Genomic DNA, 18,582 nt, shown 5'->3' on the forward strand with positions numbered 1-18,582 from the left:
GAGACGGCGTTGAACAGCGTGGTCTTGCCTGACTGTGGCAGGCCGATAATACCCAGTCGCATATCTATATTCTATGGAAGTTTGAGCCGGATTGCAAGTTAAAAGGGGGAGGGGCGGTAAGCGGCGGAGATTCTTCTGACCGGGGCGCGGCTCACGGCAAATTCCGTCAGGAAGGGGTTCCTGACGGCTCAGGGAAAGAGGAAAATTCCATCAGGAAAGGGTTCCTGACGGCGCAAAATCAAAAATATGGAAAAATCATTCGATATTAGCTTGACATTCTATGGGGGGGGCTATCATTAGCCAAAGCGGTTTCAAGAAAATCAGACAACCTTAATGTGCACCGGCTTTTGTAACTATTAATAAAGGCAACCCTCTTGCCTGAATGGCGAGGGGAATATCAACATCATCTATGAAGGAGGTGCAATGATGGTCAAACTCACAATCGAGAGGCTGGAGGAACGGATCGCCCCGGATAATACCTGGGCCAGTCTTACCGGCTTCCACAACGGTATTAGTCTGGGTGGTCTGAGTTGATTGCTCTGAGTAGTTGATGGCCGGGGTGGGCGCTTTCGGCCCGCCCCAGTATAAGTCTATTTACTTGCGGCGTCAGCCTCGACCTTTGCTCGAGGCGTCAGGAACCCCTTCCTGACGCAACATACCGATGCACCGGATACGATAAAAAATGATTGCCCTCACGCCAAGCAATCCCGTATTTTGCCCTTTGCATGCGAAGTCGAAATCGCGAGACATTCGAGAAAAGTGGCGACCTGCATTTTGTTACATCTACGATTGTCGGTCACGTCAATCTATTCAGTTGTCCTCCCCTGTATGAAATTTTGATTGACAATTTGCGCTTCTATCAAGATCGGGGCGATATTGTTTTACTGGCTTATGTTCTTATGCCTAATCACTTCCACCTGATAATTAAGACCGCGCGCGATAATACAATTTCAAGCTGCGTGGCCAATTTCAAAAGGATAACATCGCGGCAAATATCAATGTATCTAAAAGAAACGGCCAAGTTCGAGATTATTTCTCAATTGACCGTAGCGGCCAAAGCGGAACCTGCCCGCGACAGTAGAATCTGGAAACCGCGCTTCGACAATCTAGTCTTGGTAAGTGAGACTGTTTTACGCCAGAAAATCGATTATATCCATTTCAATCCTGTCAAAAAGGGATTAGTTCCAAATCCTGTGGATTGGCCATATTCCAGCGCGCGAAATTACGCGAAGCATCCCAATTTGCTTTTGGATGTTGATAATGAATGGCGAAGTCTGGGATACTGACGAATTCCGTCAGGAAGGGGTTCCTGACGGCGCGGGGAAGGAAGGAAGATTCCGTCAGGAAAGGGTTCCTGACGGCTCGAGGAATTTGCTTTTGAGGGTTGACGATGAGTGGCGGAGTTTGGGATACTGACGAATTCCGTCAGGAAGGGATTCCTGACGGCTCAGGGGAAGCATCCCAATTTGCTTTTGGAGGTTGATAATGAGTGGCGAAGTCTGGGATACTGACGAATTCCGTCAGGAAATCCCGACAAAGGTCGGGACTGACGGCTCAGGGGAAGCATCCCAATTTGCTTTTGGAGGTTGATAATGAGTGGCGAAGTCTGGGATACTAACAAATTCCGTCAGGAAAGGGTTCCCGATGGCGCGGGGAAGGAAGGAAGATTCCGTCAGGAAAGGGTTCCTGACGGCTCGTGGGTAGATCGGGACTGACGGCGCGGAGAATTTGCTTTTGGAGGTTGATAGTGAGTGGCGAAGTCTGGGATACTAACAAATTCCGTCAGGAAGGGGTTCCTGACGGTTCGTGGGTAGATCGGGACTAACGGCGCGGGGGGGCCACAATCTATTTCTTTATCAGCGAGCGAAGGACTTTAAGGTTTTCGATATCCTCCAGAAGCTCATCACCTTTAGGCGTCTCGAGAATCTTGGGGATTTTAGAGAGTCTCTTATCATTAAGCAGAAACCGGAACGGTTCCAGCCCCAACTCACCCTTCCCGATATGCTCGTGCCGGTCCACTCTGGAGCCAAATACTTTCTTGGAGTCGTTAAGATGAATTACTTTGAGCCGCTCCAGCCCCAAGATAGTATCGAACTCTCTCATGGTTGCTTTGTAGTCTTTTTCCGTTTGCACCGGGTATCCGGCGGCGAAGACATGGCAGGTATCAAGGCAGATACCGATGCGGGGTTTATCCTCCACCCAGTCGATAATCTGCGCCAGCTGTTCAAATCGATATCCGAGATTGGTTCCCTGCCCGGCGGTGGTTTCGAGGCAAACAACAGTTTTATTGGCGGGATGTTTTTCGAAGAGCCTGTTGAAAGCGTCGGCGATTCTCTTGAGTCCGGCCTCTTCGCCATCGCCCAGATGTGACCCCGGATGCATCACCAGAGAAGGGATTTTGAGCATATCGCATCGTTCATATTCGATTTCAAATGCCTCGGAGGATTTTTTGTACAGTTCTTTATCGGGTGAACCAAGATTTATCAGGTAACTGTCATGGGCGCAGGCGACAGTCACACCGGTGTTCTTCTGTTCCTCAAAAAAACGGGCGATTTCCTCATCGGTCAGCGGCTTGGCTTTCCACTGATTTGAGGACTTGGTGAATATCTGCACCGTATCACAGGTCGCTTTCTTGCCGGCTATCGGAGCATTAAACACTCCGCCCGCAATCGACATATGGGCGCCTAAGAGCATATTTTATTTCCCTTCTTTTTTATCATCAAGGCCACGCTATTTAAGATTAATACCGAGGATTTTTATTTCGGTCATATCCTCGATAGCATATCTGACTCCCTCACGCCCCACCCCGGATTTTTTCATGCCGCCGTAAGGCTGGTGATCGGCACGATAAGTTGAAATGTCATTTATCATCACGCCGCCGACCTCAAGGTACTTAAAAGCATGAAAAATGTCTTTCAAGCGGTTGGTGAAAATCCCGGCCTGAAGGCCGTATTCGGAATTATTGATTTCCCTGACAGCATCTGCAAATTCCCGGTACCTGAACACCACCGCCAGCGGGGCAAAGGCTTCTTTAAAGCAGACTTTCATATCCGGTTTGACCTCGGCCAGAAGAGTCGGTTCCAGAACTCTTCCTTTTCGTTTCCCTCCAGCAATGACTCGTGCGCCGCCATCGACCGCTTCGTTAATCCAGCATTCGATTCGTTCCGCCGATTCATCATCGATCATCGGCCCCAAATCGATCTCCGCCTCGAGCGGATTGCCGATCCGCAGTCCGGCCATCTTCGGCAAAAATATTTCCAGAAATCGGTCATAGATTTTTTCCTGGAGATAAATCCTTTGAACCGATATGCATGATTGCCCCGCCTGGCCGAAAGCGCCGGTGATCAGGCGGGTGGAAGCAAATTCCAGGTCGGCATCATCAGCCACCGCCACTCCGGCGTTGCCGCCCAGCTCAAGGACGACTTTTTTATCTTTCGCTTTTTCCTTTATCCACCAGCCGATTTCGGGAGAACCGGTGAAAGTGATCAGCTTTACGCGCGGATCTTCGATGAGCGGCGCAGCCTCTTTGGCTGAGCCGGGCAAGATCGATACGGCTCCTTTAGGAAGATCGGTTTTGTCAATCAGCTCCGCCAGAAGAAGCGATATAATCGGTGTCTTTGAGGCCGGTTTGAGGACGATGCAATTACCCGAGGCGATCGCCGGGGCGATTTTATGCGCTACCAGATTTAAAGGAAAATTGAAAGGGGAGATTCCGGCCACCACGCCGAGCGGAAAGCGGCGGATCAGGCCAAGGCGCTCTTCGGAACCGGCGCTCCAGTCGAGGTCGACAATTTCGCCGCCGATTCTTTTGGCTTCCTCGGCGGAAACTTTGAAGACGCCGATGGCTCTTTTCACTTCAGCGACCGAATCGCGGCAAACCTTGCCGACCTCCAGAGTGAGCATTCCGGCAAACCTCTCCATATTTGCCTCCAGCCCGGCGGCAATACTCAGGCAGACTTCTTCTCTCTTATATGAGGGCAACTCACGGGTGATGGCAAAGGCTCTTTGGGCGGCCTCGATGGCCCTGGTATAATCGGCATGGGTGGCCAGAGCAGTGGTACCGACAAGACTGTCATCATAGGGTGAACGCACGGTCAACTTATTCTCGGAATCGACCCAGTTCCCCTGCAGGTACATCTTATAGTGATTGGCCATGACTCCATCCTCCATAGATATTTTCAGAATCAGAAATTGATAATAGATAAGAGATTTTCCGGTTCATATCAACCTCTTTACGACATTGAGGCACTCTTTTTGACCAAAATCCTCTCAGTATGGGAAACTTCCCATATCCAGAGCCTTTTCCGGCCTCTTTTGGTCTGCGTTTTGGCTCGGCGGGAATCTCATATCTAAACTCTCTCGTTTTCATGATTAAGCTCGGCTCCGGGCTAATCATATTTGGGACAATTAATTAGCGATCTTCAATTTCTGTTTTGGCGAGGCCTCAAAATGGGCGCGAAATATTTTTTCTGTTTGGCAGGACTTTTTCAGACAAGATAGGCAAAAGTAATAGCATGAGGAAGTGAACCAATGCGGAAACTTAAGAATACTGAAGGTTTTACCATCCTGGAAGTGATGATCGCGATAATTGTCCTGACCCTTTCGCTGCTGCTGCTGCTTAACATGGCAATGGTTGCGATGGATGGTAATGACTGGTCGAAACGGGCGACCATGTCGACCCAGCTTCTTCAGGAGAAGTTGGAACAACTGAGAACAGGCGAGGACCTGGAAAACGGCAGTGATGTCGTAAATCATATCCAGAGACAATGGACTGTAAGTACGGCCGCCAATCACCTTCGTCGCGTCGATATCGTAGCCTCATGGTGTAATCGCCGTGGTGATTCACTTTACAACAACATGACGGCGTTTATAAGAACCGATAGCATATAGGTGATGCCATGCTTAGTTCGAAACGTAAATGGCCGAATGATCGAGGCGTGTCGCTGATGGAAACGATGCTGGCGCTTTTTATGACCGGAATCGTGGCGGCCTCGCTTTTCGGCGTCTATATCAACCAGCATAAGAACTGGATGATCCAGGAGGAAATCACCGACAAGCAGCAGAATGCCCGGGCTGCCATCGATGAACTCACTCGCCAGATAAGAATGGCGGGATATGATCTTCCGTTGGGACTCAACGGCATCGAAGCTTACAACACCGATCCGGACACGATTGTTATTGCTTACGCGGATGCCGGCTGTGCTGCCCCGGTCGAGGAGGACATGATACAACCCTCGGACGATTTGGACTGTGACGGGCATGATATTTCGTGTTTTCATGAAGGACAGTGGGTTTATATTACTGATCCCGATTCCGGCGGCGGAGAGTTTTTCGAAATCACACAGGTCCAGACTGCTTCATCGCATATTCAGCATAATACTATGGCGTTGTCCAGATCCTATCCGGCCGGCTGCATAATTAAAGCCATCGAGCAGATTAAATACTATATCGATTTATCAGATTCAACTCACCCCAATTTGATGATGCAGCTTCCGGGGAAAGAACCCCAGGTTTATGCCGAGAATATCGAAGACATGCAATTTCGCTTCAAGATGAAAAACGGTATGATCGTTGATGTCCCGGCAATTCCCGGTGAAATAAGAGAGGTTTTAGTCGGACTGGTGGGAAGAACCGCCAAAGAGGATCCGGATTTCCCGAATGACCCCTATCGGCGAACCACATTTGCTTCCAGTATCAATGTCAGAAATCTTGATATTTAGAGGATATATCGAGCATAACTTTGATAGAACAGACAACCGGTTAATATGAAGAAGGTGTTTTATGATGAAGCCCAGAAAATTGTATAATGACAGAGGAGTGTCGTTGGTAGAAACGCTGGTGGCGCTCTTTATGACCGGAATCGTGGCGACCGCACTTTTCGGCGTTTATATCAATCAACACAAGAATTGGATGATCCAGGGAGACATCACCGACACACAGCAGAATGCTCGGGCCGCCATCGATGAACTCACCCGCCAAATAAGAATGGCCGGTTACGACCTGCCGCTCGGGTTGAACGGTATCGAGGCGAAAAACACCAATCCCGACACCATTGTGATAACCTATTCCAACAGCGGCTGTGATGCTCCGATTTCGCATGCCATGCCGCAACCCTCGGCGGAGTTGCGTTGTGACGGTTATGATGTCTCCTGTTTCTATGATGGTCAGTGGGTTTATATAATGGATCCCGATTCGGGCGGCGGTGAATTTTTCGAAATCACACATGTTCAAGCGTCATCGGCGCATATTCAGCACAACACCATGTCGCTATCGAGGTGCTATCCGGTCAATTCCATAATTCTCTCTATCGAGAGGATAAAATACTTCATCGATCGGACCGATACCGCCCACCCTAACCTGATGATACAGCTTCCCGGGAAGGCGGCTCAGGTTTATGCGGAGAATATTGAAGACCTGCAGTTCCGGTACACTATGAAAAATGGCGTCGCCGTCGATGTCCCAATAATTTCCAATGATGTAAGGGAGGTTACGGTCACGCTGGTGGGAAGAACGGCCAAACCGGACCCGGATTTCCCGAATAATCCTTATCGGCGAACCACTTTCGCCTCCAGTGTCAATGTCAGGAATCTCGATATATAGAGAAATACCAGACGGAAACCCGCCTGTGGCGGGAGACCGGCCATTATAATGAAGAAGGTGTTATATGATGAAGCTCAGGAAATTGCGTAATGATCGAGGACTGGCGGCCTTTATCGCCCTGATGATGATGGTGATGATGACGTTGATCGGACTGGCCGTTATGAGAACGGCCGACGATGAGGTCAATATTGCCGGCAACGAGATGAATGAAATGTCATCTTTCTACGCCTCCGAAGCGGGACTGGAAAAAGCCGCCGCCGCCATGCAAACCCAGTATGAGAATACCGGCGCCCCGCCGACAACCCTTCCCTCGGGAAGCGAGAATATCAACGATTGTGTCGCCGCCTACAGCACGGTCGATAACGGCGCCGCCCTGGTACGGGATCTGACCAAAGGGTCTTTGACCGGACTGCATGCTCTGGTTAAGACCTTTACTATTACTTCAACCGGGACATCGGCAATTGACCAAAGCCAGGTTGTCCTGACTCAGGAATTTGAATGCGCTCTGGTACCGATTTTTCAGTTTGCCGTTTTCTACGGCAACGATCTGGAAATTGCTCCGGGTCCGGACATGGCCCTGATTGGGCGGGTGCACAGCAACGGCAATATGTATCTCCAGTCAAATAACAACCTTAGAATGGACAGCTATATCACCGCCTCGGGTAATATTGTTCATGGGCGCAAAGGGCCGGGCGGAACCAGTTTCGGGAATGTCTTCATAAAGGACGTTTCCGGTAATTATCAGAACATGCTGCGTAATGGCACTTGGCTTGACGCCTCCGAACCCAATTGGTATGACTCCGCCTCGACCCGCTGGGGCGGGCGCATCCAGGATGCGGCTTTCGGGCAACAGGAACTCAATCTGCCGCTTACTAACGCCGGCGACCCGCATAAGATTATTGAACGCGCTTCGGGCAATCCCGATTCATATGAAAACAAAGCCGGTCTGAAGATTATCGATGGGCAGGCTCTTGCTAAAGTGGGCGCCGTCTGGACAGATGTCACGGCTCTTCTCCCAGCCGGAACCATTACTGCGACAACTTTCTATGATGCCCGCGAAGCGAAGAATGCCAATACGACTGAAATTGATATGAGTAAGCTGAAAACGAGTACTTACTATCCGACCAATGGCGTCATATATTCCTCCGACCAGCGTTCCGGCTTCAACGCCACCCGCCTGGTCAACGGTTCGGATCTCGGCCGGCCACTCTCGATTGTCTGCGAAAACCCCCTCTATATCAAGGGTAATTTCAATACAACCACAAAACAGCCTGCTTTCATTGCCGGCGATGCCGTTACCTTTTTATCGAATTCGTGGAATGATGCCAATTCGACCCTGAACAAATCCAGCCGCGTGGCCGCCGCGACCACGGTCAACTGCTCTTTTATGACCGGCAACACCAACACAACCGCCAGCAATTATAACGGTGGATTGGAGAACCTGCCTCGTTTTTTGGAGACTTGGAGCGGGAAAAATTTTACCTGGCGCGGCTCCATGGTTAATTTGTGGAATTCCCTGCAGGCGACCGGAAACTGGTCGGGAACCTATTATGACCCGCCGAATCGTGACTGGGCCTATGATACCGATCTGGATGATCCCAACAAGCTCCCGCCCGAATCGCCGCGTGTGCGAGTTTTCCAGAGGACCGGCTGGACCCAGCAATATGTTGGATATGACCAATAATCTCCTCTCTCTCGATGGTGAAAAAGAAGCCCCGGCTGTGTGCCGGGGCTTCTTGATTTTCAGGGCTTTATTATATGGCGGGAGTGTTTAATCCTGCCACGAGCTGATAACCTTAACCGGGGCAATTTCGGATAACTGGTTTTTCAGAGAGGCGGCCGACCCCTGAATGACGATGGTCATTCGTTTCGGGTCGAGATATTTTTCGGCCACCAGACGCAAGCGGCCCGGATCGATTCCATCCAGGTCGCTCAAGAGTTTTTCCTGATAATCGACGCCCACGCCGCTGCCCAGAGCCGTGGCAAAGCGCTCAATGGTGGCTCGATTGGTCTCATATAGGCCCGGCATGAAACCCCGAAAGAAAAGCTTGGCTTCATCCAGTTCCTTAACCGAAATACGGATGGATCTGATGTCGCTGAGAACACTGATGAGCCGGCGCAAGGCCTCGGGAATATTGTCTGCCGGGGAAGAGCCATAAATCCATAATATTCCGTCTCCCCGCGACCAATCAATCTGGGAATTGACGTATGCGGCCAGGCCGTTGTCACGAACCAGATTCCGGCTGAGACGAGAAACCGAGCCGCTTTCGCCGAGGATATAGTTTAAGAGAACCAGTGCCGGATAATCTTCGCTACCCACCGGCGCTCCGGGTTGGCCGATGGCGAAATCAACGCTCTGAGCGGAGGGATAATCGATCAGCAAAATGCGCAAAGAATCGGGGAAGGAAACGGTCAACCTGGGAGCTGAGAAGCCGGCGCCCGGAGACCAGACTGAAAAGAGCTTTCCGATTAATTTGCGGGCTGTCTCTATCTTGAAATCTCCAGCCATGATAACGACCGTATTATTTGGCCGGAAATTGTCCTGATGAAATTTGACTATTTCCGCTCGTGATATTTTTTTCAAGCTGGCCGGTGTCCCAAGATTCGGCAGACCATACCCTTCATCGCCATAGTATGTCCGGTAGAGAATATCCTTTAGACCATATTCCGGCATCGATTCGGCCTGCATGGAAGCCGATAGGAAACGTCTCTTCAGCCGTTCAATGGCTTCATCGGTGAATGCGGGATGGATTAATATGTCCGAAAAAATGTTGAGAGTATGCCCCAGGTGACGCGAAAGGCTTTCGCCGCGAATAATTATTCCATCCTTGAATGAACTCATTACATATATGGTGGCGCCGACCGAATCAATGGCCGCGGTCAGTTTCTGGGAGGGGAAATTGGCTGTCCCCTGCCTGGTTAAGATAGCCGTCATATTGGCCAGGCCGGCCTGATCGGCGGTCAATGTCACGGAGCCGGTTTTTATCAGAGCGGCAAATTGAACCATCGGTTGCTTGTGGTCTTCAACCATGATGATGGTCAGGCCGTTGGGGAGGGTCGCCTGTTCGTAGCGCGGAATAAACCCACCGGCGGTCGCCTCCCGGAAGAAAACTATTCCGAGAAACAGCAGAACAAGAAATTTCATGCCCAATCTTATCATTGCACTTCCCCGGAATTCTCTTCCGATTCCTGGGCTTCAGCAGGAACAAGAATGATGACATTGCGGCCGGTTTCGGTTAGATATTTTTGGGCCACCTGCATAACTCTTTCCGAAGTAACCGCTCGAGTTAAGGGAATTTCCTGATTCATCAATTGGTAATCACCGGTGGCCATTTGATAGAACGATATCCGCCCTGCAATCTGGTCAAGAGTGGCGGTAAGATTATAAAATGCTGCCTCGATCTTATTCTTGACCATATCCAATTCAGAGGTCGATAGCGGCTCTGTTTTCAGGCGCTCAATCTCCTCCAGCATCTGCTCCAAACCCGCTTCTCCCCGCGTGCCGTAATTGAGGATGGAATATAACATCAATAAGCCGGGATCCTCGGATTCGATAATTTCCCCGCCTGCCGAAAGGGCTATTTTGGAATCAACCACCAACCTTTTATAAATACCGGCCGATTCGCTGCCCGCCAAAATATGCCGAATTACTTTCAAGGCGGCCATATCGCTATCGGCGGCGGCCGAAATATGATAGCCAATGACCACGACCGGGATTGATGAGCTTATATGCATGATTTCGCGCCGCTCGCCTCTCTGCTCCGGTTCAATTACTTCGGGGAGCGAAGGCAGGGGAGTGGACAAGATGTTCTCAAAAAGGCTTTTGACCCTGCCGACCACTCCGGCGGTCGAAAAATCCCCCACCAGAACAAGCATGGTGTTAGCCGGTTGGAAGTATTGTCTGAAGTAGCCACGCAGATTATCCAGGGTAATATTATTGAGGTCAGAGGGCCAGCCGAAAATCGGGTTTCGATATGGATGGGCTCGATAAGAGAGATTCATGATTTCCTCATTAAGGGGGCCGTACAGGGCGCTCTCGATATAAGTAAGTCGCTCCTTTTTCAGAATCTCTTTTACCAGAATCAATTTTTCGTAAGTCAACTCCGTATTCTGCAGGCGATCGGCCTCGAGGAAGAGAAGAGTATCAAGCATCGATAAGGGGATTTTGGCTGTAAACCGTGTAAAATCCAGGTCGGCCTCGGAGCCGCTTCTGCCGCCGCCGGACTGGATTATTCGCGCAAACTCTCCCTTTTCGTAGCGGGGCGTCCCCTCCAACATCATTTTTTCGCAAATTTTGGTGAGGCCGCTTAATCCGATTGCTTCATTCTTGCTGCCGACATGATAAGTCATCTGCAGGGCCACCAACGGTGTTGAGTGGTCCTCCATGGTCATGAGGGTCATCCCATTAGCCAGTTTTGTGATCTGTACCTGTTCCTGTGAGAAAGCTGCAATTGGCAGGGAAAAGATTATTAGAGCCGTTCCGAGCAGACTCAAACTTCCTATTGACTTTGTTATCATTATATAAAAAAATAGTAAAATGCCTTAACGAAGGCAACTATAATCATTCCAGGCAAGAATATACTTTCTATTCTATTTTAGACGATGAGGTAATTCCTTTTGTTGCGGCCAAATGGTTACAGCCGGCCGACATCTTTCGAAGGAGGTGGCACGTCCTGCTGGAAGAAGAGAGTGGTTCCCTGGTGTTTCCCTCCGGAGCTATAACGGCCCTGCCCGCCAAAAGAGTATCCCGTTCGGTGGAACCTGATTCCGATCTGAAAAAACCGGGAATTGTCAATTTTGGCGTAAATCAATAATTGTTTTGAAGTTAGGTATTCAAGGCCGTAGTTATAGGAAGCACTGGACAGGCTCTGCCCCGAGGAGAGTGTGATTTCGGTGGACAGGATCAGGCGCCCCTTCAGGGTTCTGTAAGAAAAGGAATAAAGTTCTTCAAAATCGCTCCTCTTGCCATCGACCCGCCCCCGATTGAGGTTGCTGAAGACAAATGCCAGATAATAATTGGGATTATTCTTGACCAGAATTGAAGCATTCCAGAAATGCCTTTTATGATATAGGCCGGGGCCATTCTTTACATAGCGATAGGAAATCCCCCAATACAGACCGAAGGACAATTCTGCGCCGGTAGCAATCAAGAGTTCATTATAGCCTTTTCCCCGGAAATCTTTCAGATGCCGATATGACAGCCCGAAACGGCTTCCAATTCCGGAAGTTCCCCAGTTCTTAAGGAACTTTCCCTGATAATAGTCGCTCATATACTCTGTGGACATATTCCTGTACAGCGCCAGCGCGGCCGGATTGGTCCAGACCGCCTCGGGACCATGAACGGATGAAGCAAAACGATGATAATAGATATCATCAGGAATGGCGATTCGAATTGCCCCCGTCGCGGTACCACCTATAAGGCAGAGAAACAGGGCCGCAAGAAGCTGAAGCCGGCGGGCGCTATCGGTTTTCATCAGCCTTGGCGGGGACTCCCCGAATAAGAATATTCCCATTACTCTCAACACCCACGACGATTTTGGATTCACCTTGCCCGCAGCGGAACTCCATCTGATTATAATCGACCAGAATCGGCTTCATGTTCAGGCCATAAGCATCGATTTCGCTATTGACATCGACGCTCAGCCTGAAATTGCCGGAGATATTATCCGGCAGCCGCATTTCAACAATGCTATTAGTGTTCTTGACGACAAGCGAGGATTTCTCCATCCCCGCCAGGGTCAATCTAATCGGGCCGTAACTTCCGCTGATATGGCTGCCGTCGCCGGTCAGATAAAGGTCGTCACCCTTTATCTTGCCATAGCTGCTCTCGATATCAATGCCGCCGCGGGCGGCGTTGAGCATTACATTGCCGTTTTCATTTCGAATCCTGGCCGGTTTTTCATCGGCGGTCAGTCCATCAATGCGAATATCGGCATTGCTGGTGATCAGGGTGATGTCGCCGCTTATTTCGCGGGCGAGGATATCCTGGTTGCTGGTGGTCAGCCTTACTTTCCCGGAGACTTTCTGCACTTCCAGACGGCCAAAAGAGGATTTATTCTCAACCCTCTTAAACGGGCCGGTTATAATGAGGTCAAAATAGGGGGCATCAAATTCCAACTGGCAATTATAGGGAAGGCGTAAATCACCCTCGATTTGCCCGGAATTGTCGCTTCCCTCCCAGGGTGCGGGATTGGGAGCCTGCAGGAGAATGCGCATTCCATCCGGGGTTTTTTCCAAGGTGACATCGATCACTTTATCATATCCGGCGGCCTCGTCCGGCTGGTTGGTCTTAAATACTTTCTTATAGTCGAATGAGGCCTGCGATATGGTATCGGCGAAAATGTACAGGCGTCCGGAAAGACTTGAAGCCGAATTGATAATAACCTTGCCGCCCGACAAAAGGGGCATTTTTTCCTGAAGGTCCCGGGTGGCGAAGCGACCATCACTCTGCAGAATGATGTCCTCACTAACGGCCGGAGCCGCCGGCAGGAGCAGGCTGATAATCGCAAATATAACATAACTCCGGAAAGCCATCATCCTCTCAACTTCCTTATGTCGAATAGTTCTCTCATTATTATCGACCCTGCGACGGCGGCATTCAATGACTCCACGTTATTATTGTGTATTATTCGCAGACGGTAATCGGCCAAATCCCGGATTGGCTCCGACAGACCGGCGGCTTCGGAACCGATTCCCAGAATGATTTTGGTATCGGGTCTTAGTCTGCCCACGATTTTAGCCAGTGGTTCGCCGGTCGGGTCGGCGGTCATCAGGGTCATACCCTTTTCCTTTTTCAGAGAGGCGATTTGTCCGGAGGAAAGGGATATTGTTGGTATTCCAAAGAAAGCACCGGCCGAGGAACGGATAATTTTGGGATTAAATGGCTCAACTGTACTCCCGGTCACAATAACATAATCGAATTCAAAAGCGAGGGCGGAGCGAATCAGTGTCCCGGCATTACCCGGATCGGAAATATTATCCAGTAGCAAAATATTGCGGCAATCTGACTTCATGAAATGGTCGCAGGAAGCTTGCGGGATATCAAATAGCCCCAGCAGTCCCTGGCTGATTTCGGTATCGGTCATCTGTTCCAGGTCCCGGGCCGAGACCGCCGCCGTTTCGACTTCCAGTCTGCGGAATTTCTCCAGAAGCTCCTCCCCCCGGCTTCCCAGGCGAGAGGCCGCATAATAGATTTTTCGGGGAAGCCATTGGTGGTGGATCGACTCCTCGAGGAGGCGTATCCCCTCGGCGACAAATTGCCGATGCGCATCACGCCCTTTCCTGGTCAGGAGCGATTTCACCTTTTTCTTTTCCGATTGTGTAATAGGCGACAATATTCCTTGCTTTTCAGAAGTCAGAATCTAATAATGTTATTAAAAGAAACTCAATTGACTTAAGGCAAGTGAAAACTCGCTATTATATTATCGCTTTTCTCTATTTGATGGCGGCTGGTGCCGCCGCCGATACGACCGGGGTTTTTGTCGGGTGGGATGGTTCCCGCTACAATCGTCCCGGAATCCATCATCGCATTGGTCTGGCATTATCGGGCGGTGGGGCCCGGGGGCTGGCACAGGTGGGCGTAATAAAGGCGCTGGAAGAGGCCGACCTGCAAATCGAAGCGATCGCCGGAACCTCCATGGGGGGGATAATTGGCGGTCTTTATGCATCCGGTTTTTCAGCCGACAGTTTGGAAAAGATCATCGAATCAATCAATTTCTCCGCTTTATTTTCAGATCGCCCCTCTCGAACCAGCCTGTTTCTTACCCAGCGTCCGGAAAAAGAACGATATTTGCTGTCAGTTCGATTTGATGGATTCATGCCTTATATTCCCGGGGGGCTGACCGCCGGGCAAAAGCTTACCGATCTCGTTTCTCGATTGACACTGAAGGCTAATTACACCTCAAGCGGATCGTTCATGAAAATGAGCATACCATTCCGGACCGTCACCACCGACATTGTCTCAGGAAATGAGGTGATCATTGAAAACGGCAATCTGGCCGATGCCATGCGCTCCACCTTGGCTTTTCCTCTGGCTTTTACCGGAATTGAAAAAGGGGAAATGATTTTAATGGACGGCGGGATGCTCAACCCCATTCCCGTTGATGCGGTCCGCAGTATGAATGGGAATCTCGATTTGGTGGTTGCGATCAATACTACCAGCGATCTACTGCCGAAAAACAAGATTAAGGACCCGATCGATATCGCCAATCAGGTCACTTCAATCATGACTCTGGATAAAAAAGCGGCTGGATTGAAAGCGGCTGATTTGGTCATTACCCCGGAAATCGCCGACTTCTTCTCCTTCGATTTTGACTGTGCGAAGGAACTGATTAAAAGGGGATATCAGGCGGGTAAGAAAGCAATCCCTGAAATTCTCGCCCGGCTGAATTCGGCTGATCTTCAGGATTCCCTATATCTTACCGGGGTTAGATGGATTGATCCTCCCTTCGGGCTGGATACTATGATTTCTCTTTTCACCGGAGGAAGTGTAATTCGGCGAAGCGCTATTGAAGAAGCGGCCGCGGATCTCTATCGAGACTGGAATCTTTTTTCGGCCGCAATCGATGTTACTCCGGGGGACAGTCAGGTGAACGGCTACCAAACTGCCTCTCTTGAAATCAGAGCTGTCCCCAAGCCGCTGCTGCGGGAGCTTCAATACAGGCTAAGCGGCAATACGGTATTCAGTGATTCTGCCATCACGGGAATTATCAGGGATGGACGAACGCATCTTTCCTCGGAAGACATCGTGCAGTTTACCGATAGCCTGAGGCGAATGTATCAGGGGAAAAAATATGACCTGGCTCATATACGCCACCTTAACTATGACCCAAAGCGGACGACCCTTGATATCAATATCGATGAAGCCGTGGTGGAGGGGATTGGGATAGAGGGGAATCGAAGAACCAAGAACTGGCTGATTAGATCGAATTTTCCGGTCAAGGAAGGAATGCCGCTCAATTCCAACGAGGCCATTGAGGGCATCGCCAATATTTATAGTACCGGCCTGTTTGATCGGGTGACGATGAATATCCTGCCGGCGGACAGAGGCGCCATCGTGAAAATAAATGTGGAGGAGAGAAAATACACTCAGATGAGGCTGGGATGGCACTGGGACGATGAGTACAAAAGCGAAGAGTTCGCCGAGATACTCGACGATAATCTTTTCGGCACAGGACAGGAATTGTTACTCCACGGCCAATATGCTCCGCGGCGGCAGAAATATGAGGCCACCCTTAAAGCCGACCGTTTCTTATCCACCTATCTGACCTACCGGGCGAAAGGATATTTTGGCCTTCTGGAGCGAAACGTATATGACAGGCAGGGGGCATCAATCGGGTCGATTAAGGAAGATCGCCGCGGTTTTGAATTCGCTCTCGGTCAGCAGATATCTCGTCTCGGATCGGTCACGGGTGAAATCAAATGGGAGGAGATCCGGAATACTTCCCGGCCGTCCGGAGAAAAGAAGCGGATAAGGCTTCGGACGCTGACGTTTCGATCGCTGGTAGAGACGCTCAACCGGTACTCTTTTCCCACCCATGGGAAAAAGCATCTCTTCTTTATCGAGTACGCCGCCGACATTCTGGGCGGGCAGACAGAGTACACCAAGGTATTCAGCTCGATTGAATCCTATTTTCCGATTAGCTCGCGGATCAATCTTCATCCCAAAATTTCCATCGGCTGGTCCGGGACCGATCACAGCATCCCTGTCAGCGAAAAATTCTATTTCGGCGGCCAATACTCTTTTTCCGGTTATCGAACGGATGAAATTCAGGCCGACAAGATGATCCTGGGTAATCTCGAATTGCGATATAAATTGCCCTACCGCTTTTATCTGACCGGAAGATATGATATCGGTGAAGCCTATGCTTCGGTCGAGCAGATCAAGCTGAGGAATCTTCGCCACGGCTTCGGGATTTCTCTGGCTTATGATTCCCCCATCGGGCCGATCGATTTCGGCTTTGGCAGGGCCGGCCATCATCCGGAGCAGTATTATATAAATATCGGTCTGGCCTTTTAAGTTGCATAAAGCAGAAGGGCAACCGGATGGTTGCCCATTCTATTTATCGGGAGAATTATCAGGCTCCTACCGGCAATGCAATCTGGGGCCTCCCAGGTAGAGGAAGTTTACCAGATATGTTATATCCTGAATATTGGTCGCTCCCGAACCGTTGACATCACCGGAACCCGTCACCACCGGCGCGGGGCCGTTGCGATACAGGAAATTTATCAAGTAACTAACGTCCCTGATATTGACCGCGCGGTCGTTATTTATATCTCCCGACCGGTGCCCGATCATGGTAATGGACCCGGTCACCAAAAGCGGGCTTTGATCCTCAAATTGCCCCGTGAGAGCATATGGTTGCACGGTCGTATCCCAAAGAGGCATATAGCCGGAAACAAAGTCCGAAAGCGGGAAATTGACGGTCAGTGCGTATCCGCATTCGCCGGCCGGCCCATACTCGCATGATGCAGGGATCAGAGAACTATTAATCCGGAGAGAGGCCGTATCAATATCATTTATGGATTGGCCATTAACGGTATTGAAAATGTATATTTGGGCATACTCGGTATCGATCGTGAAGGCATAAAAAGCATATATCGGCCGGGGTGTGATATCAGTGCCGCTGCAATCGCAGCCGATCCCCAGAGCGCCGATCAGGTGGCCGCAAGCATTCTGGCCGGGGGCGCAGGGAGAGTTGCTGGAAAGCTGATAGTTGCTCAAGCCCATATTGCAGAAGGACGGGTCAAGCTCGAAATTGCCGTTTATGTTTTTCTGGTCGGCGATACAATCCACCCAATCGCCCAGTTCGTTGCCGTAAATATTACAGCAAGAAAGATACGGTTTCGGGAAGGGATCATCGCAGGGATTGACGGCGGAGGCGAAGCGGTTAAAAGCAATAATCGTATTCTGAATGGCGGGGCGGTTCAGCATATGAGACAGGTACAAGGCATTGCCGGGCGTGCGGCTGATATTCCCCGCGATAGTACAATTGGTAAGAGTCACCGCCGATTCGCTGCTCGCCAGGGCGGAGTAAGTCTGTGCCGTGTTGTCCGAAATTACCGAATTCGACACGATCAAGGTGCAAAGCGGCATGGCGTTGATGCCGGCCGGGCTCCACTGGGCAGTATTCTGTGTTATGAGGCAGTTGTCTATTATGGCATTGGTGCTGGCGATATGAATGGCCGCGCCGTAATCGGCCCAGCATCCCTGGAAAGTACAACTAGTCAGGCGCAGTATCGATGAATCGGCGTAAAGCCCGCCGCCCATCCGGCTGAATTGAGCGCCGGAGGCAAAATCATTCTCGAAAAGACAACTCCTGATTCGGGCCGAGGCTTTGGACAGGAATATCCCCGCCCCTTTCAGATAATATCCGTTCCTGATCGTGAATCCGCTGATACAGGTGGTAGTGTCCTCGCCGCTGTGCAGGTAAAAGCCTCGGTGCGATTCCGAGGGGCTTCCCCCGCATTCAATGATCGTCACATAAGGGCCATTGGCCGATTCCACGACGATTCGTTTCCCATAGAGGTCAATATCGCGGTTGCCGTCGCCGGAATAGGTGCCATCGAGAACACGGACCGTATCGCCGTTCCCGGAAATATCAACGGTGTGCTGGATAGTGGCAAAGGGGAGGGCAGGACTGCCGTCGCCGGTCAGGTCATTGCCGCCGTTTGCCACATACCAGACCGGCCCCTGGTATTGCAGGGCCCGGCCGATCAACCTCGCCTGGGCTTTTATGGTATGCGACGTCATGTCAATTACATATAGATTCGCCTCAAAGCGACCCCCACTTGAAGGAGTAAACCTGATCGTATCGGCCCTGGCTTTCTGGACACCGAATTCTAGTGTTGTGTCCCATAAATAACTTGACAGTATGATTTAAACTTTTTATTATGGGGTATGAGCAATGTTAGTCGACCTCTCAGATTGAATCGTATTCAGCGGCGGGAATTGGAAGCTTTGGTGAGGCTGGGTAAGACGCC

General features: G+C 50.5%; 15 protein-coding genes. 7 read left to right on the top strand and 8 right to left on the bottom strand.

What is annotated here, in order from left to right:
- Positions 1 to 1,260: 1,260 nt before the first annotated feature.
- The gene (locus NT002_03985) at positions 1,261 to 1,416 is read left to right on the top strand and encodes a hypothetical protein (GenBank protein MCX6828423.1); all 156 of its coding nucleotides are present in this window, start codon (positions 1,261 to 1,263) and stop codon (positions 1,414 to 1,416) included.
- 176 nt (positions 1,417 to 1,592) lie between these two features.
- The gene (locus NT002_03990) at positions 1,593 to 1,715 is read left to right on the top strand and encodes a hypothetical protein (GenBank protein ID MCX6828424.1); all 123 of its coding nucleotides are present in this window, start codon (positions 1,593 to 1,595) and stop codon (positions 1,713 to 1,715) included.
- A 130-nt stretch (positions 1,716 to 1,845) separates the two neighbouring features.
- Here the strand turns inward: NT002_03990 and NT002_03995 are convergent, their stop codons facing one another.
- Entirely contained in the window at positions 1,846 to 2,694 is an 849-nt protein-coding gene (locus NT002_03995; GenBank protein MCX6828425.1) for a deoxyribonuclease IV, read from the bottom strand.
- A gap of 36 nt (positions 2,695 to 2,730) precedes the next feature.
- Positions 2,731 to 4,155, bottom strand: coding sequence for an aldehyde dehydrogenase family protein (locus NT002_04000; GenBank protein ID MCX6828426.1), 1,425 nt, complete (start codon positions 4,153 to 4,155; stop codon positions 2,731 to 2,733).
- Positions 4,156 to 4,530: 375 nt separating this feature from the next.
- Here NT002_04000 and NT002_04005 point away from each other — a divergent pair, with 375 nt between their 5' ends.
- The 4 genes from NT002_04005 (at position 4,531) to NT002_04020 (ending at position 8,284) form a co-directional block, all read left to right on the top strand.
- Positions 4,531 to 4,890, top strand: coding sequence for a hypothetical protein (locus NT002_04005; GenBank protein ID MCX6828427.1), 360 nt, complete (start codon positions 4,531 to 4,533; stop codon positions 4,888 to 4,890).
- A gap of 8 nt (positions 4,891 to 4,898) precedes the next feature.
- Positions 4,899 to 5,720, top strand: a complete 822-nt coding sequence (locus NT002_04010; GenBank protein MCX6828428.1) for a hypothetical protein — start codon at positions 4,899 to 4,901, stop codon at positions 5,718 to 5,720.
- Between the two features lie 61 nt (positions 5,721 to 5,781).
- On the top strand, positions 5,782 to 6,600 hold the full coding sequence (locus tag NT002_04015; protein ID MCX6828429.1) for a prepilin-type N-terminal cleavage/methylation domain-containing protein: 819 nt from the start codon (positions 5,782 to 5,784) through the stop codon (positions 6,598 to 6,600).
- A 64-nt stretch (positions 6,601 to 6,664) separates the two neighbouring features.
- Positions 6,665 to 8,284, top strand: a complete 1,620-nt coding sequence (locus tag NT002_04020; protein MCX6828430.1) for a PilX N-terminal domain-containing pilus assembly protein — start codon at positions 6,665 to 6,667, stop codon at positions 8,282 to 8,284.
- Between the two features lie 87 nt (positions 8,285 to 8,371).
- Here the strand turns inward: NT002_04020 and NT002_04025 are convergent, their stop codons facing one another.
- The 5 genes from NT002_04025 to NT002_04045 form a co-directional block, all read right to left on the bottom strand.
- On the bottom strand, positions 8,372 to 9,760 hold the full coding sequence (locus NT002_04025) for a pitrilysin family protein (protein ID MCX6828431.1): 1,389 nt from the start codon (positions 9,758 to 9,760) through the stop codon (positions 8,372 to 8,374).
- Positions 9,757 to 11,094, bottom strand: coding sequence for a pitrilysin family protein (locus tag NT002_04030; protein ID MCX6828432.1), 1,338 nt, complete (start codon positions 11,092 to 11,094; stop codon positions 9,757 to 9,759). The genes NT002_04025 and NT002_04030 overlap by 4 nt, the downstream gene beginning before the upstream one ends.
- A 140-nt stretch (positions 11,095 to 11,234) precedes the next feature.
- Positions 11,235 to 12,074: a hypothetical protein gene (locus NT002_04035; GenBank protein ID MCX6828433.1), complete on the bottom strand. Its 840-nt coding sequence runs from the start codon at positions 12,072 to 12,074 to the stop codon at positions 11,235 to 11,237.
- Complete coding sequence (locus tag NT002_04040; GenBank protein ID MCX6828434.1) at positions 12,061 to 13,137, bottom strand: DUF4097 family beta strand repeat-containing protein; 1,077 nt, start codon at positions 13,135 to 13,137, stop codon at positions 12,061 to 12,063. The genes NT002_04035 and NT002_04040 overlap by 14 nt, the downstream gene beginning before the upstream one ends.
- Entirely contained in the window at positions 13,134 to 13,934 is an 801-nt protein-coding gene (locus NT002_04045; GenBank protein MCX6828435.1) for an RNA methyltransferase, read from the bottom strand. Before NT002_04045 ends, NT002_04040 begins: the two co-directional genes overlap by 4 nt.
- Positions 13,935 to 14,002: 68 nt before the next feature.
- On the opposite strand from NT002_04045, the gene NT002_04050 reads away from it, so the two are divergent.
- Positions 14,003 to 16,618, top strand: coding sequence for a BamA/TamA family outer membrane protein (locus tag NT002_04050; protein ID MCX6828436.1), 2,616 nt, complete (start codon positions 14,003 to 14,005; stop codon positions 16,616 to 16,618).
- A gap of 66 nt (positions 16,619 to 16,684) precedes the next feature.
- Here the strand turns inward: NT002_04050 and NT002_04055 are convergent, their stop codons facing one another.
- Positions 16,685 to 18,352 (bottom strand): DUF1565 domain-containing protein, encoded by a 1,668-nt coding sequence (locus NT002_04055; protein MCX6828437.1) that lies wholly within the window; start codon positions 18,350 to 18,352, stop codon positions 16,685 to 16,687.
- Positions 18,353 to 18,582 lie beyond the last annotated feature (230 nt).

The sequence above is a fragment of the Candidatus Zixiibacteriota bacterium genome, from assembly GCA_026397505.1.
Classification (GTDB): domain Bacteria; phylum Zixibacteria; class MSB-5A5; order GN15; family PGXB01; genus JAPLUR01.